General features: G+C 57.9%; 18 protein-coding genes, 1 tRNA gene and 2 pseudogenes. 11 read left to right on the forward strand and 10 right to left on the reverse strand.

Annotated features, from left to right (window positions below):
* Positions 1-42: 42 nt before the first annotated feature.
* The 3 genes and pseudogenes from ACL9RJ_RS13415 to ACL9RJ_RS13425 all read right to left on the reverse strand — a co-directional run.
* Complete coding sequence (locus ACL9RJ_RS13415) at positions 43-966, reverse strand: dihydrodipicolinate synthase family protein (RefSeq protein WP_103033127.1); 924 nt, start codon at positions 964-966, stop codon at positions 43-45.
* 343 nt (positions 967-1,309) lie between these two features.
* Complete coding sequence (locus tag ACL9RJ_RS13420) at positions 1,310-2,065, reverse strand: substrate binding domain-containing protein (RefSeq protein WP_422765426.1); 756 nt, start codon at positions 2,063-2,065, stop codon at positions 1,310-1,312.
* Positions 2,060-2,194, reverse strand: a pseudogene (locus ACL9RJ_RS13425) (LysR family transcriptional regulator); the annotation flags it as partial. The pseudogene ACL9RJ_RS13425 and the gene ACL9RJ_RS13420, both read right to left, overlap by 6 nt.
* A gap of 349 nt (positions 2,195-2,543) precedes the next feature.
* Here ACL9RJ_RS13425 and ACL9RJ_RS13430 point away from each other — a divergent pair.
* Genes ACL9RJ_RS13430 through ACL9RJ_RS13445 form a run of 4 tightly spaced genes read left to right on the forward strand, consistent with a single transcriptional unit; the run spans position 2,544 to position 5,327 of the window.
* Positions 2,544-3,980, forward strand: a complete 1,437-nt coding sequence (locus ACL9RJ_RS13430) for an NAD-dependent succinate-semialdehyde dehydrogenase (protein WP_042936940.1) — start codon at positions 2,544-2,546, stop codon at positions 3,978-3,980.
* Positions 3,981-3,992: 12 nt separating this feature from the next.
* Positions 3,993-4,325 (forward strand): carboxymuconolactone decarboxylase family protein, encoded by a 333-nt coding sequence (locus ACL9RJ_RS13435; protein ID WP_017129147.1) that lies wholly within the window; start codon positions 3,993-3,995, stop codon positions 4,323-4,325.
* A 2-nt stretch (positions 4,326-4,327) separates the two neighbouring features.
* Complete coding sequence (locus tag ACL9RJ_RS13440; RefSeq protein ID WP_422765339.1) at positions 4,328-4,897, forward strand: alcohol dehydrogenase catalytic domain-containing protein; 570 nt, start codon at positions 4,328-4,330, stop codon at positions 4,895-4,897.
* Between the two features lie 25 nt (positions 4,898-4,922).
* A complete protein-coding gene (locus ACL9RJ_RS13445; RefSeq protein WP_422765340.1) occupies positions 4,923-5,327 on the forward strand; it encodes a zinc-binding dehydrogenase in 405 nt (134 codons plus the stop codon).
* A gap of 189 nt (positions 5,328-5,516) precedes the next feature.
* Here the strand turns inward: ACL9RJ_RS13445 and ACL9RJ_RS13450 are convergent, their stop codons facing one another.
* The gene (locus ACL9RJ_RS13450; RefSeq protein ID WP_177118431.1) at positions 5,517-6,263 is read right to left on the reverse strand and encodes an SDR family oxidoreductase; all 747 of its coding nucleotides are present in this window, start codon (positions 6,261-6,263) and stop codon (positions 5,517-5,519) included.
* Between the two features lie 136 nt (positions 6,264-6,399).
* On the opposite strand from ACL9RJ_RS13450, the gene ACL9RJ_RS13455 reads away from it, so the two are divergent.
* Positions 6,400-7,296 (forward strand): LysR family transcriptional regulator, encoded by an 897-nt coding sequence (locus ACL9RJ_RS13455; protein WP_017129142.1) that lies wholly within the window; start codon positions 6,400-6,402, stop codon positions 7,294-7,296.
* Between the two features lie 301 nt (positions 7,297-7,597).
* Here ACL9RJ_RS13455 and ACL9RJ_RS13460 read toward each other — a convergent pair whose 3' ends face one another.
* Together ACL9RJ_RS13460 and ACL9RJ_RS13465 are read right to left on the reverse strand one after the other, a co-directional pair.
* Positions 7,598-7,927, reverse strand: a complete 330-nt coding sequence (locus ACL9RJ_RS13460) for a type II toxin-antitoxin system RelE/ParE family toxin (RefSeq protein ID WP_017129141.1) — start codon at positions 7,925-7,927, stop codon at positions 7,598-7,600.
* A complete protein-coding gene (locus ACL9RJ_RS13465; protein WP_017129140.1) occupies positions 7,924-8,160 on the reverse strand; it encodes a type II toxin-antitoxin system ParD family antitoxin in 237 nt (78 codons plus the stop codon). The genes ACL9RJ_RS13460 and ACL9RJ_RS13465 overlap by 4 nt, the downstream gene beginning before the upstream one ends.
* A gap of 136 nt (positions 8,161-8,296) precedes the next feature.
* Here ACL9RJ_RS13465 and ACL9RJ_RS13470 point away from each other — a divergent pair.
* Positions 8,297-8,431 (forward strand): annotated as a pseudogene (locus ACL9RJ_RS13470) (integrase); the annotation flags it as partial.
* 84 nt (positions 8,432-8,515) lie between these two features.
* Here the strand turns inward: ACL9RJ_RS13470 and ACL9RJ_RS13475 are convergent.
* Together ACL9RJ_RS13475 and ACL9RJ_RS13480 are read right to left on the reverse strand one after the other, a co-directional pair.
* A tRNA-Leu gene (locus ACL9RJ_RS13475) sits at positions 8,516-8,602 on the reverse strand.
* 272 nt (positions 8,603-8,874) lie between these two features.
* Positions 8,875-9,792, reverse strand: coding sequence for a LysR family transcriptional regulator (locus ACL9RJ_RS13480; RefSeq protein WP_042936938.1), 918 nt, complete (start codon positions 9,790-9,792; stop codon positions 8,875-8,877).
* A gap of 105 nt (positions 9,793-9,897) precedes the next feature.
* Here ACL9RJ_RS13480 and ACL9RJ_RS13485 point away from each other — a divergent pair, with 105 nt between their 5' ends.
* The 5 genes from ACL9RJ_RS13485 (at position 9,898) to ACL9RJ_RS13505 (ending at position 18,320) form a co-directional block, all read left to right on the forward strand.
* The gene (locus ACL9RJ_RS13485; protein ID WP_042936937.1) at positions 9,898-10,554 is read left to right on the forward strand and encodes an oxygen-insensitive NAD(P)H-dependent nitroreductase NfsB; all 657 of its coding nucleotides are present in this window, start codon (positions 9,898-9,900) and stop codon (positions 10,552-10,554) included.
* Between the two features lie 591 nt (positions 10,555-11,145).
* Positions 11,146-12,396 carry an iron-containing redox enzyme family protein gene (locus ACL9RJ_RS13490; RefSeq protein WP_017129137.1) on the forward strand — a complete coding sequence of 417 codons (1,251 nt, stop codon included), beginning with the start codon at positions 11,146-11,148 and terminating at the stop codon, positions 12,394-12,396.
* 92 nt (positions 12,397-12,488) lie between these two features.
* Positions 12,489-13,796, forward strand: coding sequence for an aspartate aminotransferase family protein (locus ACL9RJ_RS13495; protein WP_177118433.1), 1,308 nt, complete (start codon positions 12,489-12,491; stop codon positions 13,794-13,796).
* A 36-nt stretch (positions 13,797-13,832) separates the two neighbouring features.
* Positions 13,833-17,378: an amino acid adenylation domain-containing protein gene (locus ACL9RJ_RS13500; protein ID WP_017129135.1), complete on the forward strand. Its 3,546-nt coding sequence runs from the start codon at positions 13,833-13,835 to the stop codon at positions 17,376-17,378.
* A gap of 39 nt (positions 17,379-17,417) precedes the next feature.
* Complete coding sequence (locus ACL9RJ_RS13505; protein WP_017129134.1) at positions 17,418-18,320, forward strand: DMT family transporter; 903 nt, start codon at positions 17,418-17,420, stop codon at positions 18,318-18,320.
* Between the two features lie 140 nt (positions 18,321-18,460).
* Here the strand turns inward: ACL9RJ_RS13505 and ACL9RJ_RS13510 are convergent, their stop codons facing one another.
* Both ACL9RJ_RS13510 and ACL9RJ_RS13515 read right to left on the reverse strand, forming a co-directional pair.
* Positions 18,461-19,309 (reverse strand): TIGR03915 family putative DNA repair protein, encoded by an 849-nt coding sequence (locus ACL9RJ_RS13510; RefSeq protein WP_017129133.1) that lies wholly within the window; start codon positions 19,307-19,309, stop codon positions 18,461-18,463.
* Positions 19,306-20,526: a putative DNA modification/repair radical SAM protein gene (locus ACL9RJ_RS13515; RefSeq protein ID WP_017129132.1), complete on the reverse strand. Its 1,221-nt coding sequence runs from the start codon at positions 20,524-20,526 to the stop codon at positions 19,306-19,308. The genes ACL9RJ_RS13510 and ACL9RJ_RS13515 overlap by 4 nt, the downstream gene beginning before the upstream one ends.
* Positions 20,527-20,587: the final 61 nt, after the last annotated feature.

The following is a 20,587-nucleotide window of genomic DNA, read 5'->3' on the forward strand; positions in this document are numbered from 1 at the left end:
AGCCTTAGACAAATACCAACTCACCTCACCCACCTTACCGACTTACTTACCCCATCGCAGGGCAATCGGATTGGCCGCCCTGGCCAGTTCAAGCAGGCCCTCACGTGTCTGCGGATGCAACGCTTCCAGGGGATGGCGAACGCTGTCGGAGCGGATCACACCGCCCTCCTTCATCACCGTCTTGGCCGCACGTAATCCGCACTGGCGGTTCTCATAGTTGATCAACGGCAGAATCCGCTCATAAGCCTGGATCGCGTCCTGGCGACGACCTTCGGCATGGGCGCTCATCACCGGACGGATCAGGTCCGGAATCATTGCGCTGGCCATGACCCCACGGGCGCCGGCATCCAGATCGGCCATCAGCGTGATCGCCTCTTCACCGTTGAAAGGCCCCACGATGCTGCTGCCGCCCAGCGTGATCAGCTCGCGCAACTTGGCGGCGGTGCCGGGGACTTCGATCTTGAAGTAACGCACCAGCGGTAGGGTACGAGCCACTTCCGCCAGGAAAGCCGTGGAGAGCGTGACGCCGCTCAGCGGCGCATCCTGGATCATGATCGGCAGCTGGCACGCCTCTGCGACACGCTCGAAGTGCTCGCGGATCAAGCGCGGCTCCAGCTTGATGCCCGCGCCGTGATAGGGCGGCATCAGCATGATCAGCGCCGCCCCGTGCTCCGCCGCGTGACGCGCACGCTGGCTGGCGACCTGGGTACTGAAGTGGCTGCAGGTGACCATCACCGGCACCCGCCCCTTGACATGCGCCAGGCAGAACTCGGTCAACTGCCGCCGTTCTTCATCCGAGAGCAGAAACTGCTCCGAGTAGTTGGCCAGGACACAGATGCCATCCACGCCCTGGTCGATCATGCAGTCAAGCACCCGCCCCTGCCCCTCGAAATCGAGCTCGCCGGCGTCGCTGAATGGCGTTGGGGCAACAGGAAACAGCCCCGAGTACGGCCCAGTCGTTTGCATCGCAAAAACCTCTTCCACTTAACACCGCGAAACCGGATGAGTTGAAAATACTGCACTTCATGCGGGGCGAGTAATGAGAAGTACGCCCCCGCCGATAACCGTTGGCTATCCCCGGGTGGAGCGGCGTTTCAGCAGGCGCTTGCGGCAAGGTCGGGTGATGCGGGGGCGGCTTCGCCCTGGGTGCGGGTCAAAGACAGTGTCAGATTTTTTATACTGAGGCGCAAAAACACCTTAAACGCTTGAAACTTTGGCATTTGTTTTTGCGGTACACTTTATGCTCGGTATCATTCAAACTTCACTGATTCTGCACCTCCCCCCCCACTCAAGGCTTAATCAGCATCCTTTAAGCAATGAGTTCCTGAGCGGTAATCATTAGCTCAGTACCTACTCGACTTTTTAACGTATCGATGAAGCGAGTAATTTTTGCATCGATAAACTGGCGTGATGTGTAGACGGCATAAACGTTGCGCTCGTATGTATGATACTCGGGCAAAACACGGACGAGCCTGCCTGAACGCAAGTCCTCGATGGCTGAAAAACCGGCCAGCAAACCTATGCCTGCGCCCTCTCGAACGGCAACCGCCATCGCGTCCATATCATTGACGCTGAAACTCGGGCCCTTGGGGGCAAATGTGGCATCCCCGGTCTTGCTCTTCAATTGCCACTCATCCCGCACATAATCGACGGTGCCCAACAGCAAACACTGATGATCATTGAGATCTTCTGGCGTCATCGGGGCGGCGTTTAGCTCCAGATACTCTGGAGACGCAACCAGCACACAATGGCTAACGCCGATCTTTTGGCTGACATACGCTGAATCCGGCAGTGTTCGGGCAATCAGAATCGAGACGTCCAGTTGGTCTTCCAGGAGGTTAGGCATTCGCTGAGAAAGCATTAAGTCCACGGTGACATCGGGGAATTCCTTACGGTACTCCAGCACGGCACCGGTGACCAATTGCCGCGCTAGCCCAGGCACACAATGCACCCGCAAGGTTCCCCTGGGCCGCAAAGCGGCGTTGCTCGCTTCGGCTTCTGCATTCTCAAGATCCGCCAGAATTTTGGTACAGCGCTCGTAGAAGCGCCGGCCAGCATCTGTCACCGAAAGACGACGGGTAGACCGCTGCAACAGGCGGGTGTCGAGTACGTTTTCAAGCGCGGACACCGCACGCGAGACATTGCCGACCGTAGAGTCCAGATGGTTAGCCACAGCCGTAAAACTACCCATCTCGACAACTTTTACTTACACGGACATGTTCGTAAGCTTATCCATCCAAATCTACCTGTCGATCTGATTCCAAGCGTTCTTCACTGCCGAAGTGCGCCCCCAAAAAACATTAAAGCCTTCAACTTCGAGCCAGATTACCGTTGCCACGTAACGTGGCTCGTATTTGCAGATGCTACACGCTCCTGCCTGGGCTCGATATTACCTCCAGACACAACAATGATTCCCTCCTGGCCGGCTAAATCAAACGGCTCGTACTCCATAGACTCGGTTACACAGGGCGCCTGGACAGTCCCGGCAACCCAGGCGCCGAGTTTTGTACGAATTTTTGATAAACCAACCGAAGGGCAACCCCATGAACACATCTTACGACCCCCTTTATCTTTTTATCGGTGGTGAATGGATCAGTGCCGAAGGGCGCGCAACCGCCGCCGTCGTCAACCCCGCAACCGCACGTGAGATAGGGCGCGTTCCACTCGCCACCGCAGTCGACCTCGATCATGCACTCGAAGTGGCTCAACTGAGCTTTGAACAATGGCGCCAAACCGTACCAGACCAGCGCGCAAAAATTCTCAAACGCGCTGCGGATCTCATCCTGGAACGGGCACCACACATTGCCGAGCAAATGACGCTTGAAGAAGGCAAACCGCTTGGGGAAAGCATGGATGAAGTGACGCGTGCGGCTGAATACTTCGAGTGGTTTGCCGAAAGCGCACGCCGTATCGATGGTCGTGTAGTCCCAGCCAACCGTCCCGGCGTACTGCAAATGGTAAAACGCCAGGCCATCGGCCCTGTCGCTGCGTTCACGCCGTGGAATTTCCCTGCCATTACTCCCGCACGCAAGCTCTCGGCGGCGTTGGCTGCAGGTTGCAGTGTCATCCTCAAGCCAGGGGAAGAAAGCCCCTCTACAGCACTGGCTCTGGCGCGTGCTCTCGACGATGCAGGATTGCCTAAAGGCGTGTTGCAGGTAGTGTTCGGCGTACCGGATCAGGTTTCTAGCCACCTGATCGCTTCCTCCATCATCCGCAAGGTGACCTTTACGGGTTCGGTACCCATCGGTCGGCTGCTATCAGCTCGCGCCGCCGAGGGTGTCAAGCCCATTACCCTTGAATTGGGAGGACACGGGCCGGTGCTGGTATTCGATGACGCGGAAATAGAAAAAGCAGCCGTCGAAGGTGTTGCCAACCGGTTTCGCGGGACGGGCCAGGTCTGCATCTCGTCCACGCGCTTCCTGATTCAACGTAGCGTCTATGACCGGTTTGTTGATCACTTCGTGGCAGCCACCCTCGTGTTGAAAATGGGCGATGGCTTGACGCCCGGCGTCCAGGTTGGGCCGCTCGCCAATCCCAGGCAACTGGCCAAGATGGAAGAGTTGGTGGCTGATGCTGTCGCCAAGGGTGCGCGCGTATTGGCCGGTGGTAAGCGCCTGGAATGCAGCGGCTACTTTTTTGAGCCCACCGTGTTGGCGGACGTGCCTATGAACGCCCGAGTCATGCATGAAGAACCCTTCGGGCCTATCGCCGTGCTGATGCCATTCGATCACTTGGCTGATGGTTTGAAGGAGGCTAATCGCCTGCCCTACGGGCTTTCAGCCTATGCGTTCACTTCTAGCGCTCGAACCGCCATCGACGTCGCTGACGGGTTAGAGGCCGGGATGATCGGTATCAACCAATACCGCATCGTCGCCACAGAACTTCCCTTCGGCGGCATGAAAGAAAGCGGTCACGGTTCAGAAGGTGGCGTTGAAGGCATCGAGCACTACCTCACCCACAAATTCATCAGCCAGGTTTGAGGAGACATCGTCATGTCCAATATCAATTTCAGCAGCCCTCGTGAAGCGGCGCGGGCGTTTACACCAAAGCTGTCGCACTTCGTCGATTCGACGCTGTACCCGCAGGTCTGGAGCGATCCGGCATTGTCCCCGCGCGACCGCAGCCTGATCACAGTGGCCGCATTGATTGCCGGTGGTCACTCGGAAGAGTTGCCCGCGCATCTGCGGCGGGCCGTGAGCAATGGGCTGACCCATGACGAAATCGCCGCCGCGATCACCCACCTGGCGTTCTACGTAGGCTTTCCAGGCGCCATTACGGCATCCGCTATCGCCAATGCCACGTTCACCGAAACCGAGAAAAACTGATCATGAAAGCCATCAACATTAGAGAGTTCGGCGCGCCGGACGTGCTGGAACTGGCAGATGCTCCCAATCCCGAAGTACGCCCGGCTGACTTGCTGGTACGAGTCCATGCCGCTGGTGTGAACCGTGCGGATCTGACCCACCGCACCGGCGGCTATGGTCACCCTAACTTTGGTGATTCACTCATCATCGGCCTGGAGATCGCCGGTGAAGTGATTGCCAAAGGTGATTTGGTCACGGGTTTCGAGGTCGGCGATCGAGTGATGGGCGTTGTCGGAGGGGGGGCCTATGCCGAGCTTGCACGCATCGACTACCGCATGGCCATGCATATCCCTGCGCAGTTGGACTATGTACGCGTAGCGGCGATTCCCGAAGTCTTTGTCACTGCCCATGAAGCAATGATGCACCTGGCTCGGCTCAAGTCCGGCGACTCGGTATTGATCCACGCCGCAGCTGGAGGCGTGGGATCTGCTGCCGTACAGTTGGCCTACGCCACAGGGGCCACGGTGTATGCGACAACCGAAGGCAGCAAGCTGGCACGCGTGGAGCATTTAGGATGCAGATATCGCCATTGACTACAAGACGCAGGATTTTGCCGAGGTGATTGCAGACAAAACCAACGGTCGAGGTGTCGATGTCGTCATTGATTTCGTTGGCGAACCCTACTTTTCACGCAATATCGCATCTCTTGCCAAGGGAGGCCGGCTTATTCAGGTCGGTATTTTGGGCGGAGGCGGTAAGGTGAGCGTAGAACTGGAGCATATCCTTTACCGTCACTTGCAAATCATCGGTACTGTCATGAAGTCCCGTACACAACCAGAGAAGCACGACATGATCAGGCGCTTTCGCGAGCATTGGCTTGATCGCTTTGATGGCGCTGGAAGCCTGGAGCCGGTCGTTGACAGCACTTTCCCGCTGTCACAGGCTGCCGATGCCCATCGCCGAATGGAGTCGTCCGAAAACGTTGGGAAAATCATCCTGACGATGACTGGGTTCGAATCCTAGTATGTCGAAGTAGCGAAAAACTGGAGCAACGGCTATATCCACCATGCTGAGCTTCGTACCAGCGAAGTCATCGCCGTCCGATTTTTCAGGTTCGAATCGCTCCAGTTTGTGAATACCCACTGTTATTTCTACAACTCCCGCTCCCAGGCAGGAAGCGGGATGTACAGACTCGAAGGCGTGCCTATCTCGTTAAAGCGAGCGACCACCATCAACAATAATTTCCGTTCCCACCGTCCAACGAGACTCGTCCGACGCGAGGTACAGCACCGCCTTGGCTACTTCTTCAGGCGTGCCAAAACGGCCAAATGGGATGGTCGCAACAATATCTTTGTTGACCTGCTCGCGGTAGGCATCGGGGATACCCGCCTTGTCGTACAGCGGCGTGTCGATCGGACCAGGGCTGACCGCATTTACTCGAACACCTCGCGGTAGAAGCTCGCTAGAGAGCGTTTTCGACATGTTCAGGAAGGCAGCCTTTGTTGCGGCATAAATGGATGAACGCGCGGCGCCCAGGTGCGCACTGACCGAGGTGTTAAGAACCACCGAGGCAGGGTTGGAGAAGACCGGCAGCAGTGCTTGCAGGAGGAAGTAAGGGCCTTTGACATTGATGTCAAAGGAGCGGTCAAACATCTCCTCGTTCCAGTCTTCGATTGGCATCCAGACGGATACGCCGGCATTGAGGAAGGCAACGTCGAGCTGCCCGTAATGAGACTGAACAGCATGGGCCAGCTCCTTCTGGGCTGTGACACTGGCGGAGTCGGCTCGCAACACCAGAACCTCGCTGCCAAAGACAGCTTGGGCGTTTGCAATGGACTCAGGATTGACACCCGTGACGATCACCCGAGCGCCTTCTGCGAGGAATTGCTTTGCGGTCTCCAGACCAATGCCACTGGTGCCACCAGTGATAAGCGTACGCTTGCCTTGTAAACGGGACATGTAGATTTCCTCTCAGTTGTGACGACCAGTCGGACGACTGACCTTCTGAGAGCAACTATGTATTCATGCCAAGGCGATGATAAGATAGCCAGATAGAATACATCTCATGCAAAATCTGCATGAAAGAGGACGTGTGATGGATCGGTTGTTACTGATGAACTGTTTCGTACGCGCCGTCGAGACCGGCAGTTTTTCATCTGCGGGACGTGATCTCGGACTCGGACAACCGAACGTCAGCCGTTACGTCGCCGCACTCGAAGATCATCTGCAAACCAGGCTGCTTCACCGATCGACAAGAAAGCTGACGCTCACACCGGAAGGTGAGCGGTACTACGCAGATGCGCGGCGTATTCTGGAGTCAGTAGAAGAGTCAGAGTCCTCTCTGAGAGGGAGCGTGGCACCGTCTGGGTTACTGCGCGTCGCATGCCCGACTGCATTGGCGCACACCTTTATCGTGCCCCATGTGGCTAGCTTTCTGGAGCTCTATCCAGAAGTGTCGCTCGATCTCCAGATCAATGATCGCTACGTCAATCTGGTCGACGAGGGAGCCGAGCTCGCGATTCGCATTGGCCACCTGGAGGACAGCGCAATGCGTGCCCGGCCACTAGCGTGGTTCGAGCGTGTGTGTGTGGCCAGCCGCGAGTACTTGGAGAAACGTGGCTCTCCCTCTTCGCCTGATGACCTGAAGGAACACGACTGCCTTGTTTACACTCTGCTATCTACCGGTACTAACTGGCGGTTCAAAGGCATCGATGTCCCGGTCTCCGGTCGCCTGCGGGTCAATTCACCCGAGGCGATACGTGAGTACGTCAATGCAGGATTAGGAATCGCGCAAGGCCCTCAATGGCTTTATGAGGAAGGGCTAAGAAGTGGCAATCTTCAGTTGCTGCTTAAGGACTACGTAGCACCACAGGTGCCGATCCAGGTCGTTTACCTGGCGAATCGGCTGCTGCGCAAGCGAGCCATCGTTTTCATGGACTTCATGGCGGATGTGTTTGCAAAAAGCTCTGCATTCCATGAGCGCCTCAGGTAGCCTCAAACCCATGACCAGCGTGCGAACGGATAACCAGAACCACGAAGGCCCCTTGTAGTGAGACCGGATGCACGCTTACCACAGTTGCAATCGGCGGGCCTGGATAGTCATCGGGACATAACGTTTGTATCTCAAGTGCCTTGATTCACCGCCGGCACTAATCTGGATTGGACGGTCTGGCATGCTCAATACCGCGGGTTTCGCGCGAATCAATACCCTGCAACTGATCAGTTTTCCGGCAAATGGCACAGGGGAAAATGCACAAGAAAACGCCGCTCGATGGAGAGGTGTATCGGTGGATTCACTGGGCCGGACCGTCGACCAGCCATTCAGGGATGTCCCGCCTACCATGCAGAATGCGCCAGACATCGATATGGTCATCGCGCTCAACATAGAACACCAGATAGGGGTAGCGCTTTAGCGGCCAGCAAAGCAAACCGGGCAACTCGAGTTCATGGGAATAACGAGAGGCTCCCGAGGCCGGATGGCGACTGATAAGGCTGTACGCCCGCTCCAGAGCATCGATAAAGCCGAGCGCCGCCTGCTCTGCCTGCTCGTCCAGGTAAAAGCGGATAGCGTCTTCGACATCCTGCCTAGCCAGCGCTCGCGGAATGACGGGTTTCACCCTCATCCCCGAGCAGTCCGAACCCTGGCACGCAAGGACTCAAAGTAATCACCACCCACAGGAGCTGTCGGCGCCGAGGCAGCTCCCGCCATCAGCAGGTCGCGCAAATGCTGCCGATCCTGATCCTTGCGAATCAGTTCCCGCACATATTCGCTGCTGGTGCTGTAGCCACGCTGATTCACCTGGTCATCGACAAAGGACTTCAGGGCGTCGGGCAGGGAGATGTTCATGGTGCTCATGACTTTGTCCACTTTTGACAAAATTTGCCAAAGTATACACCTCCACCACTGCCTACCGCTGGTGCCCGCTAAATTTTCAGGCGGCGTTGGCCGAACAGGACCTGGACCGCTATCTCGGGCTGCGGTACAACTGGACAAGGCCGCAACGGACAAAGAAGAGTAGACAGGTAGTGTCCGTGAGACCCGAGACCAGCTCGGGCATACGACCGTCGGCATGACAGAGCAGTACATCCGCAAGCGCCGCGGTGCAAAGGTCACGCCGACGAAATGAGCGGATTGCGGAAAAGATTTTCTGATTGCGGAAAAAAATAAAAGGGCCTACCAGCTAAAAATACTGGTAAGCCCTTGATATATATGGTGCCCGAAGCCGGGGTCGAACCGGCACGCCCTTACGAGCGGGGGATTTTAAGTCCCATGCGTCTACCAATTTCGCCATTCGGGCGGCAGCGCGGTGAAGCGGTCAACACAGCGGCTCCTCGGCGGGAACCCCATGGCCTCATAACCTTTTGACGGTCCTGATGCCTGCGCGACAAGGGGACGAATATATACATCCCCTCCCCTTGAAGCAAGTTTGCCGGCGTCAATTTTCGGCAATCGACCTATTTCGCAAGTTTATGATTTTCAAAGGATTGCCTGTTGTTTCAGGTGAGTCGACGGAATATCGCGACGCATGCCGACTGCCATTCGTGCTTTCCCACACCATCACCGACACTTTCAAGGCGGCAACACAGGTCCCTTCTGATCCAGTTCGAGGAATTTTCCCTTGAGGAACTGGTACAAGGCCTGCACCGACGCCGAGATCTGCCGGCGGTGCGGGCACACCAGCTGGAGCCGGGTATGCTCGCCGTGGTACTCGGGCAGAAGCAGCTCCAGGTGGCCCGCCGCGATATCCGCCCGCACTTCCAGCCAGGCCTTGTAGGCAATGCCCTCGCCCGCCACCGCCCAGCGCCGGACCACATCGGCATCGTCGCTGAACAGCGTGCCCGTCACCGAGACTTCCCGGCGCTGCCCGTCCTTGTAGAACCCCCACTTGTCATAGAAGCGCCCCTGCAACACATAACAAAGACAGCTATGCCCGGCGAGGTCCTCCAGGCTTTGCGGGCGACCGCGGGCTTCCAGGTAGGACGGCGCCGCCACCAGCACCCGGCGATTCTCCGCCAGGGGCAAGGCGACAAAACTCGCATCGCTGATCTGTCCGTAGCGCACCGCGACATCCACCGGATCGCGGAACACGTCGGAGACCTGGTCGGACACGAACAGCCGCAGAATCAACCGTGGATGCAGGCGCCGAAACTCGATCAGCCAGGGCGACAGCAGGTTGCGCCCCAGATCGGAAGACACCGCCATCTGCAGCGTACCCTGCAACTCCAGGCGCTCGACATGCAGTTGCTCATGGCCTTCGCGCAAGGTGTCCAGCACGCCACGGGCATACGGCAGGTAGCGCTCGCCCTCGGCGGTCAGGCGCAGGCTGCGGGTGGATCGGGCAAACAGGCGGATATCCAGCTCACGCTCAAGGCGCTGGATCGCCGCGCTGACCTGACCAGGCAACAGGTCCACTTCCCGCGCGGCATTGGAAAAACTGCCCAGCACGGCGGAACGCACGAAGAGCGCCAGGTCATCGATTCGAATCATTTTCACACCCAGAGTGAAAGAGCTACCCGATGCTACCTCTTTATCCCTTTGATCGCGAAGATCAGAATCGCCGCCAACGCCTCAACCCATTCCCTGGAGCACCTGATGAACCTCGCGCAGATCACCACCCAGCGCTACACCACCAAAGCCTTCGATGCCTCGAAAAGCATTCCCCAGGCGACTATCGACGAGCTGCTGACCCTGCTGCGCAACGTGCCGTCCTCGGTCAACTCGCAGCCTTCGCACTTTATTGTCGCGTCGACCGCCGAGGGCAAGGCACGCCTGGCCAAGGGTGCCCTGGGGGCTTTCCCCAACAATGAGCCGAAGGTGCTGAACGCCTCCCATGTGATCGTGCTGTGCACGCGCACGGCGATGAGCGATGCGCACCTGGACACGATACTGAAACAGGAGGAACAGGACGGGCGCTTCTCGACCGATACGGCCAAAAGTGGCCAGCAGCAGATCCGCTCGCACTTCGTCAACCTGCACCGCTACGACCAGAAAGACCTGCAGCACTGGATGGAAAAACAAACCTACCTAGCCCTCGGCAGCCTGCTGCTCGGCGCCGCCGCACTGGGTATCGACGCCACGCCGATGGAGGGCTTCGATGCCAAATCGCTGGACGCCGAACTGAACCTGCACGAACAGGGACTGACCAGCGTCGTGATCGCCTGCCTGGGCTATCGCAGCGACAGTGATTTCAATGCCGCCCTGCCCAAGTCGCGCCTGCCGCAGGACTATCTGTTTACCCACCTGGCTTGAGCACCTGAGCAGTCCTTGACAGGGGCGGACTGCCTGACTCTCGTGAGCAGGCGGTCCGGCCATGCCGATATCATCGCCCGGGAGTTAACAAGGCAACCCTTGCGTTCATTATATTTTACTGACGCCTCCAATGAGGCTTTTGCTACTCCATGAAAATATTGATTTTTTTCTAGTCTCCGGTTTCAGCCCGCCTAAAATCAAACTAACCACGAACATAATATCGAACACCAACATTATCTTTTCCACATTGACAGTTACAGCTTTACGACTTTATGATTCAAAACAAGGACACGATACTTTCATGGAATGAAATCAATGCCCCGCCATATCCTTTTGTGTATTTCATCGCCTCATGATTCCCCCATCGCAACGCGATTCAGCAACACTTCCTAGTTGGAACAACCGTACCTGATCCCTCCGCACTGCGGCATCTTATGGATGCCTGAAATCTATTCGCATCGACTTCCCGCCGAGATTCAACTCAGCGAATGTCATTACTTGCGGGTGCAATATCTACAACGCCAATTAGCTTGAAACTTGCGCCGGAATAAAGCGCAGGAAAAGTTTCGCCTATAAAATGAAAGGATCTCTATGAAGCTTCTGGACAATGCTATCCATCTTTCCTATCCGCTCCCCAATGGGAAAACTGTAAAACTCAATCTTGCAACAGAGGAACTCCTGGGCGCTCGCATGAATAAAAATGTGAAACGCCTGCTTGGTTGCTACGAACAGGACATGCTATTCCTGAACAAGGAAATCGAAGGAGACATCCAGCAGCATCTCGACGAACGATATGGTCGTGATAAAAGCAAGAAAGCCCTGGATGAGCTGAGAACCCTCGAAGCCGTCGTATTTGCACCGATCAGTTCGCAACTGGATAAAGTCGACTTCTCGGTTTCGGCAGAGCAGTTGAAGTCGTTCTTCGGCATACAGCTGGATGAGGAGTTTGGTCGACTCAAGAATGGCGAGTTTGACCCTACGCTTTCCTACATCCTCAACGACCCAAACGGCCAGGCACTGATGAGGAGCCTGTTGACGCAGTTCTCGATCGAGTTCCTTATCGAAGGCGCGCCGATGGGACTTTACGCAACAGGCGCGTTCGGCACCTTGCAGTCTCATTTGCTGCGGGTCTACCAGGACGAGATGGGCAATGGCGTCCCTGAGGACAAACACAGCCATTTGTATGAGAAGACGATGGTGGATCTTGGTCTGAGCGATACACCGGATGCCTACCAGGACCACTTCCTCACCAGCAACATGCTGGTCTCGGCTTATACCTACCAGATCTGCCACGATAAAAGTAAGTTCCTGCGTTACCTGGGCGCATTCTTCCGCAATGAAGCGTGCTTCATTGTATGGCAGAAACAACTGGGTGAATCCGTTCGCGAAATCTACAGCGGAAAAGTCGACTGTCACTACTTCGACGTTCACACTTCGGTCGACCAGGCACATGGTCGCTGGGTTCTTGACAACCTTATATCCCATGCCCTGGATCGCTTTGGTGATGATGCCGCGCCTCATATATTGCGCGGTTTTGTAGAGTTGATGATTTACCAGGATATTTTCGGGCTGGAGCTTGACCATCAGATATTGACAGGCACAACCGCTGACTCCACGGAACTGACAAGCTCGGACCTTAAACTTTCGAATCATGTCGCCTCCGGTCAGACAGAACATCTTTTCTCTGCTCAGGAGCTTCTAATCAATCTTCAGGGCGATGGAAAACTATTCCTCACTGATCCCTTGGCCGCCAGCACTTCGTCAGAACATGGACTGATTCGCCTTCCACCCTTTACTGCGGCCCATATCAAAGCCGGCAACAACGGCGCGTACTACAACTAATAACACGTGGCGCGCAGTTGATCCTCCATCAATCGCGCGCTCACCGAAACCTGATGACACAAGCGCTTGCATAACAAGCGCAAGGATTCCCCATGCCTGTAGAAAAGTCCCTGTCTGAACACGACAATACCTGGCTGCACTTCTTCCCTTCCGATCAACTTGGCAAGACCGATGCTTTTCCCTCGTCCTTGGTCAAGGCACAAGGCATCTACGTAACGGATTCGCAGGGCCGCCAGTATATGGACGCCATCAGCGGTGCGTACTGTGTGAATGTCGGATATGGCCGTGACTCGATTGTCGATGCCGCCAGCCAGGCAGCCAAGACGCTAGCATTCTGCTCTCCGTTCAGTTTTTCCAACCCCTATTCCACCCAGTTGGCTCAGACCCTGGCAAACCTGGCGTCCCCCGTCGTCGGCGCCAATGCACGGGTGTTCTTCACCAACAGCGGCTCGGAGGCAGTAGAGACCGCGCTGAAAATTGCCCGGGCCTTTGCCGTCAAGAGTGGTGAAAGCCAACGCAAATGGCTGGTCTCCCGCGATCATGCCTACCACGGCGTTACGCTGGGCGCGCTGTCGGTCTGCGGTTTTGCATCGTTGAAAGAAGAGTTCGGTCCACTTCTGCCCATGACCGCGACCATTCCTTCGATGCACGACAGCAATGATCCCTTCAATGACCTCCTGAAGGCCACCCCAGGTCGTGGCAAGGATGTCGCAGGCGTACTGCTGGAAACCATCGAAACCAGCAACGGCATGGTGACGCCCGGCACCGAGTATCTTGATGGGCTGCGCAGGCTGCGCGAGGAGACCGGCGCCCTGTTGATCGTCGATGAAGTCATTACCGGATTCGGGCGTATGGGCAGTTGGTTCAGCGCTGAACACTATGGTCTAGAAGCAGACATCATCGTTTGCGCCAAAGGCCTCACAAGTGGATACGACTCCCTCGGGGCGACAATCGTCAGCGAACGTGTCGCTTCTGCCTTCGCCCAGGGCAACGACAGCATGTTCACCCATGGCGCCACCTTCGGTGGTCGTCCAGCCGCGGCCGCGGCCGCGCTGGAAAACATCAGGATTCTCGACCACGAGCAACTGCTCGGGAACGCCTCGTCCATGGGTGTCTACCTGAAAGACAGGCTGCATGGTTTGTTCGCAGGACATCCAAAGGTCTCCGGCCTCACCGGGACGGGCCTGCTCCAGGCCATCCACCTGAAGTCACCTGACTCCCCGGCTCCCGCCACGACGGAAGAAGTCGCGGTGATTCGCGATCGTTTGTTGAACCATGGCGTGATCACCTCCCTGTACTACACCCGCAACGATCCGACGATCGAGATCGCGCCCCCGCTGTGTATCAATCAGGAACAAATCGATCATCTCTGCCTGGTTATCCAGCAAGCACTGAAATAACTGTCATTGAGCCGAAAACATAAAGGACTATAAGAGATGACATTCGATGAAATCGAACACACAGATTCGGTGCGCGATACACAAGTGCCTGGCGTGGAAAGCGAAAGTTCGACAGTGAGCCAGGCAGCGGTCAGCCTGGAGCGAGCGGACGCCGTGGGCACGACCGGCGCCGAATTCGAGGCCAGCCTGCTCACCGCCTGGCTGGTAGCCGCTTGCTGGTACGCCAACTGGGCGGAAGAAGTGAGCAGCGTTGTCGTCTCTCGCGCAGGGCATCTCGACTGCCCGAATGTGGATCCGCTGGCATCGGCAAGCGCACTTCGTGCTGATTGCAGAAAAGCCCTGAACGACATGTCCGGCGCACAGCACGCGCCCTGGCAGGTACGGGCCTGGTCGGACACCGAGCAATGCCAGGGCTTGTTCGGTGCCGCCCAGTTGCAGATGAATGTCCGCGAAGCCTCGGTCGAATTGTTGTTCGACAGGCAGGTGCTTGAAAAAGACCTGGCTCACGAGATCCTCGATGCGCTGCTGGCCATCGCGATGGCTCTTCAGAGTGACAATCATCTCACTCCACAACAGCTTGTGGAGTTCGCAAGACCTGTACAGTCGAACGCCGAGTTGCTGGGCAAACTGCAGGGCGTCGTGGATCAGGATGTGCTGGAGGCATTCGAGAGCCATGCAGGTCGGAACCCTGAAAAAGCAGCCATTTGTGATGCCGGCACAACGATCAGTTACGGACAGTTATCGGCGCAGGCCCGCAAGCTCGCCACAGAGCTGGCACGCGAGGGGGTAACCGCCGGCAGCCGTGTCGCACTACGCCTGCCACGCTCAAGCGGTTTTATCATTGCCGCGCTGGCGTTGCTTTCGCTGGATGCCATCTACATTCCAATAGACCTCGAACTGCCAGCCGAGCGCAGCAAACTGATGCTCGAGGATGCTCGGGCGGGATGGATCATTGAGGGCGATGCGGTAATAACAAGGATTCGCTCGATAGCCGAAACCGAATCCGAAGGCAACTCGGGTTGCGGGTACGTGCTGTTCACCTCAGGCACAACCGGACGCCCCAAGGGAGTGATGGTTTCACGCTCATCGCTTTCGTACTACGCCAGCGTTGCCAGGCACACCTTCAATCTCACGAGTCATGCCAGGGTCCTGCAATTTGCCACCGTCTCGTTTGACGCCTCCGTTGAGGAAATCTATCCCTGCCTGATGGCCGGCGGAACGTTGATTATCCGTGATTCGAAGGTCGATCTGCGACCTGCCAGGTTTCTGCAGTTCGTGCATGAACAACGCATCACTTTCCTGGACTTGCCCACCGGCTACTGGCGAGAGCTCAGTCTGGCCTGCCTATCGGAGAACCTCCACTTTCCACCCAGCGTCAATCTGGTTGTCATTGGCGGAGAAGCACTCTACAAATCCGATATCCACGCCTGGTTCCGTCTCCCGCCACCTCGTCCACACCTGATCAACTCCTACGGCCCAACCGAGACGACGGTTGTCACAGCCCTCCAGCGCGTGCGACAGCCCTATGCCGGGGACGAGATAAAAAACGCTATCTCCATCGGTCGCCCCATTGCCGGCAGCAGGATTGTCTTGCTCGACCGGTTTGACCGGCCGGCACCGCTCGGGGGCATGGGGCAGATATGCATATCCAGTCCGGGCGTGGCCACCGGATACCTGAACAGCCCTGAAATGACCGATGAGAAATTCTTCATCCGGGTCGAGAGCGATCGAAGCCAGCATCGCTATTACAAGAGCGGGGATCTGGGACGCATCGGTGCCGACGGCGCATTGGAGTATCACGGCCGCATGGACAATGTGGTGAAACGCCAGGGCTTCAGGATTAGCCTGGGTGAAGTCGAGTCGATCGTCCGAACGCTGCCCGAAGTGTCGGATTGCTGTGTGCTCATGACCGACGCAGGTAGCAATGCCAAGCTGCTGTGCGCCGTGCAACTGATGCCTGGTATCGAGGTGACACAAACTGACTTGCGTCACCAGCTGAGCCTGGATCTTCCGTCCTATATGGTTCCGAACAGCTTCGTCCTGCTCGACGAAATGCCGCGCACTCTCGCTGGAAAGATCGATTACAACAGGGTGCGGGCTCTCGCGACCGCCATGGCCAGGACAAGGGAGAACGCCGATCTCGACCCACAACCAGAAAGCGAGCTCATGGCAGGCATACGCTCGATACTGGGCGCACGCGAACTGAACTGGGATGCCAGCCTGGCGGAGAATGGCGCCGACTCACTGGAGATCGTGCGATTGGCTGTCTTTCTGGAACGGCACAGCGGTCGGGAATGGCCGGTATCGACGCTGTACCATTGTGCGAGCCTGCGCACGATTCTCACCGACGCCGGTAAATCGGTACATGTACAACACAGGGCCCGACACTTCCGCGACTGGCGCGATGCGGAACTCGATCGGCTCAAGGGGTTGCTCCGGGTCGGCACGCCCCCTTCCACTCGTATCGCAGAAGGCATTCTTGTGACAGGTGCTACGGGGCTGCTCGGACGCCACGTGGTCAAGGACCTGCTGAAAAGAACGCTACGTCCAATCCACTGCCTGGTTCGCAGTTCGACCGCTGAAAGCCCCGAAGCCCTTCGTCGAAAACTGATGCAAACGCTTAACGTGCGCCATGAAGAGCGGCAAAGACTGCATGTCATCGTGGGTGACCTGAACCTCGACCAACTGGGCTTGGACGAGGATTGTCTGCACGCATTGCAACACAGCGTCGCCGATATCGTGCATTGCGCCGCCGATACCCATATGTTGTCACCCTATTCGAAGCTGATGACGACCAACGTCCTCGGAAGCCTGAACCTCATCAACCTGGCTCTTGCAAGCGGCGCCGGCTTCCACTTTGTCTCATCTCTTGCCTTGTTTGACACCAAACCGCGTCTCGCGCACCTATCCCCCAGCACCAAAATGGCGGAAGTGGATAGCGTGGCCTCCGGTTATCTGCAAAGCAAATGGATGATCGAAATGTTGCTGGAGCAGCTCCGGGCTGAGGGCCTCAAGGCAACGATCTATCGCTGTGGTCGCCTGTGGGGCAGTACCACGAACGTGGGTGAAGCCAGCAATGACTACGTCTTCCAGTTCTTGAGTGTCTGCCAGAGAATCGGACAATTTCCGATCATGCCCATGCAGCTGGAAGTCTGCCCGGCGGATCGCATCGCGGGCCAGATTGCCTCCCGCGTAGTAAACCCGGCGAGCCTCCCCTCGACAGCCACAAGCACCTATCATCTATGCTCCAGCAAAAGCTACACGATGGACGAAATCCATCAAGCCATGCGTCAGCAGGTGAAAGACCTGGTCCTGGTGAACTCGGCAACATGGCTGGCAACGCTGAACGCTCACATTCTGGCGTACCCGCAGGATGTCCCGGCGCTGAGAGTGTTCGCTGTCGTGAAGTCGCTGTCGCTTTCCGACTGCATGGATGACCTTACGATCACTGAAGCGATCGCCTCACATGAATGCTGGGGGCAAGAAGAATCTCCAGGCCTCACGCCGGAGCAGATGGCCTATACCGTGATGGCTGGATCAGTTCCCCCATCCTTACAAGCTCAAACCGTCGCGCATGGATGATGCCGAACCGCGAGTTTCATTTAAAAGGGAGATACCGAATTGACGCGCTACATCAATTTTCTACTGCTGGCCTTGATGGGCAGCACCTGGGGGCTCCACTTCGTACTCGTCAAGAAAATCACCAGCGTCGGGGTTCATGCAGACCTGATCCTGTTCCCGACGCTGGTCGGTGTGGCCATCGCGTTCCTGGCAATGATGGTCGTCACACGCAGCTCGTGGCGCACCAACCGGTCATGGTGGGTCTTCCTGATCATCTGCAGTGTACTTGGCTATGCATTCCCTATCTGGCTCGAACTGGTGGTGGCGCCTTACATTGACTCGACCTTGCTTACCCTGATCGTTACAAGCACACCGGTTTTCTGCATTTGCCTGGGCTTTCTGCTTCGTCTGGCAACGGTCACGTTCTGGCATGTGCTGTGTGCCGCACTGGGTATTGGTGCAGCCATGATGCTCCTGCTGCCCAGTGCAGCGCTTCCGCAGGGATCGTCCCGCTTTTGGCTGGCGGTGGCCATCGGGGTCCCGGTGAGTTACGCGCTGTACAACCTGTACGTCGCCGCGGCCTGGCCGAAAGGTCTGGGGGTGTTCACCATGGCCGCCTATGAGTCGGTGCTGGCTGCGTTGTTGGCACTCCCATTGTTCTTTACATCGACGTCGGAAGTGGGCTACCAGGACCTCGTCCAGCATGGATCGGAAGTGGCACTACTGGTGATCGTCACCGCAGTCGAGGTCTGGTCCTTCTTCGAACTGGTACGACGGGCAGGTGGGATATACGTTTCGTTTGCCAGTTTCGCGGCACTGGCGGCGGGGATTGCGTGGTCTGCGTTGTTGCTGGATGAGCAGATCACTCCATGGATGAATGTGAGCATCGGAGCGATCGTGCTTTCGCTAGTGCTGTGTCTGATCGGGGACCGAAGCCAGACCCAGAGGACGTCCCTGGGCTGAGTCTCAAGCCGGCTCCGGCCATGATCCGACAACCCCGTATGACCCGGGGCTGTCGGACGCTCGTCGAAAGGAACTCAGTAGCGACGATGCGGATCGTTGTAGGCGCTCCAGTCGAAACTGAAATGGCCGCTTACGCAACCTTACTGCCCAGTCATTCCCTCCCCGACCGCAATCCGCTTGCCGTTCTGCTGGCCCACTTCCTGCGCCTGCCCATCGCGTTGCTTGCCTTGTCGGGCAAGGCCCACCAACCGTGGAATCAGCGGTCCTTCCGGCAGGTGCCGCCAGAAACGACCGGGCATGTGCTGGCGCATCGCATCGGGGTTGACCCGGGCCGGATTGAAGATGTGCCGGTAATAGGTCAGCCACAACTCGGCGCCCGGATCGTCGGCATGGCTGGCCCACTGCCGCCACTCCTCGGGGCAACGGCGTCGATAGTCCAGGACCTGACCATCGAAACGGATGCCGTCGCGGGAAGTTGCGATCAGCCAGCGTTGCCGGCCCAACCGTTCGGCAAAATGGCCGCTGGCACTTTCCAGGATGTCGTGGGCCGGTTCGTGAAAGGCCACCAGATCCAGTTGCAGCCGTTCGGCGAGCGCTTCGGGCAATGGCACGAAACGCACGAAGGCATGCAGGTGATGGGCTTCGCGGCTGACCTGTCGGATCCGCCGCTGCAGTTCGCTGCCCAGGCGGTCGCCGGCGAGCATGGCGGTACGGTCGCCGTGGGCAACCCGCCAGAGCACCTCGTAGAGCAGGCTCCAGCGCTGCTCGCCACGATAGCGCGCGGCCTGTTCGAGCTGGGCCAACAGGACCGCCGGGACTCGCGCGCAGAACAGCCCCGGCCCCGCCGGCAACGGTGTCGGCACGGCCAGCAGATCATCCATCGGGCCTTGCGTCCAGGTCACATCGACCGGATCGATACCGTGGCCGAGCAGTCTGCGGGCCTGATCGCGCCAGGTGCCGAAGTCGTCGTCACAGTCCAGCGCGATCATCCCCACAGCCCCATCTGCAACGGTGCCTGAGGCTCGCGCAGGCGCACCCGCAACAGGCCGCTGCGCATCTCCGCCTGGGGTGGCCGATAGTCGCTGGTGACGATAAAGGGCCGGGCCTTGTCCAGCACGCAACGCATCTGGATCAGGTCGTCATAGCGGATACGCCGCTCGCGACGCAGCGCCACCAGCCGTTGCACACTGCGCAGGCCGATCCCCGGGATACGCGCCAGCAACGCCGGTTCGGCGCGGTTCACATCCAGCGGGAAAACCTCGCGGTTGGCCAGTGCCCAGGCAAGCTTGGGGTCGATATCCAGTGCCAGGTGGGTGGATTGGGTCAACAGCTCACCGGCCTTGTAGCCATAGCCGCGCATCAGGAAATCGGCCTGGTACAAGCGGTGCTCGCGCAACAGCGGCGGCGCAGCCAGAGGCACGCTGCTGGGGCTGTCGGGAATCGGGCTGAACGCCGAGTAGTAGACCCGCCTCAGGCCATAACCCTGATAGAGCGATTCGGAGTTGCGCAGGATCGTACGATCGTCGCTGGCATCGGCGCCGACGATCATCTGCGTGCTCTGCCCCGCCGGGGTAAAGCGCGGCGCCCTGACCTCGCCGGCCACCGCCTGCTGGCCGCGGTGGATGGTACCCATGGCCTGGCGAATGGTGATCAACTGCTTCTCCGGCGCCAGCAGCTTGAGGCCCGCCTCGGTGGGTAACTCGATATTCACACTCAGGCGATCCGCCAGACGTCCCGCCTCCTCGATCAACAGGGGATCGGCGTCGGGAATGGTCTTGAGATGGATATAGCCCCGGAACTGGTGCTCCTCACGCAACAAACGCGCCACCCGCACCAACTGCTCCATGGTGTAGTCGGCCGAGCGGATGATGCCCGAGCTCAGGAACAGCCCGCTGATGCAATTGCGCCGATAGAAGTCGAGGGTCAGGCGCACCACCTCCTCCGGCGTAAAACGCGCCCTGGGCACATTGCTGGAGCGGCGATTGACACAGTACTGGCAGTCGTAGAGGCAGAAATTGGTCAGCAGCACCTTGAGCAACGACACGCAGCGGCCGTCGGGGGTATAGCTGTGACAGATGCCCATGCCATCGGTGGCACCGATCCCCTCACGGCCACGGGAGCTGCGCTTGGGTGCGCCGCTGCTGGCACACGAAGCGTCGTACTTGGCGGCATCGGCGAGGATGCCGAGCTTGGCGATAAGCTGCATGGGATCTATCTCTATACTGATTATCCATACAGTATTCCGAGATACGTCCGCGTGCAAGCGT

Source organism: Pseudomonas sp. Mn2068, from assembly GCF_049319725.1.
GTDB lineage: Bacteria > Pseudomonadota > Gammaproteobacteria > Pseudomonadales > Pseudomonadaceae > Aquipseudomonas > Aquipseudomonas gingeri.

Coding starts and splice junctions, on each gene's coding strand:
- ACL9RJ_RS13415 (WP_103033127.1), bottom strand. CDS start 966: ATGCAAACGACTGGGCCGTACTCGGGGCTGTTTCCTGTTGCCCCAACG.
- ACL9RJ_RS13510 (WP_017129133.1), bottom strand. CDS start 19,309: ATGATCGCGCTGGACTGTGACGACGACTTCGGCACCTGGCGCGATCAG.
- ACL9RJ_RS13465 (WP_017129140.1), bottom strand. CDS start 8,160: ATGAGCACCATGAACATCTCCCTGCCCGACGCCCTGAAGTCCTTTGTC.
- ACL9RJ_RS13460 (WP_017129141.1), bottom strand. CDS start 7,927: ATGAGGGTGAAACCCGTCATTCCGCGAGCGCTGGCTAGGCAGGATGTC.
- ACL9RJ_RS13490 (WP_017129137.1), top strand. CDS start 11,146: ATGAAGCTTCTGGACAATGCTATCCATCTTTCCTATCCGCTCCCCAAT.
- ACL9RJ_RS13515 (WP_017129132.1), bottom strand. CDS start 20,526: ATGCAGCTTATCGCCAAGCTCGGCATCCTCGCCGATGCCGCCAAGTAC.
- ACL9RJ_RS13450 (WP_177118431.1), bottom strand. CDS start 6,263: ATGTCCCGTTTACAAGGCAAGCGTACGCTTATCACTGGTGGCACCAGT.
- ACL9RJ_RS13495 (WP_177118433.1), top strand. CDS start 12,489: ATGCCTGTAGAAAAGTCCCTGTCTGAACACGACAATACCTGGCTGCAC.
- ACL9RJ_RS13435 (WP_017129147.1), top strand. CDS start 3,993: ATGTCCAATATCAATTTCAGCAGCCCTCGTGAAGCGGCGCGGGCGTTT.
- ACL9RJ_RS13440 (WP_422765339.1), top strand. CDS start 4,328: ATGAAAGCCATCAACATTAGAGAGTTCGGCGCGCCGGACGTGCTGGAA.
- ACL9RJ_RS13500 (WP_017129135.1), top strand. CDS start 13,833: ATGACATTCGATGAAATCGAACACACAGATTCGGTGCGCGATACACAA.
- ACL9RJ_RS13485 (WP_042936937.1), top strand. CDS start 9,898: ATGAACCTCGCGCAGATCACCACCCAGCGCTACACCACCAAAGCCTTC.
- ACL9RJ_RS13480 (WP_042936938.1), bottom strand. CDS start 9,792: ATGATTCGAATCGATGACCTGGCGCTCTTCGTGCGTTCCGCCGTGCTG.
- ACL9RJ_RS13455 (WP_017129142.1), top strand. CDS start 6,400: ATGGATCGGTTGTTACTGATGAACTGTTTCGTACGCGCCGTCGAGACC.
- ACL9RJ_RS13430 (WP_042936940.1), top strand. CDS start 2,544: ATGAACACATCTTACGACCCCCTTTATCTTTTTATCGGTGGTGAATGG.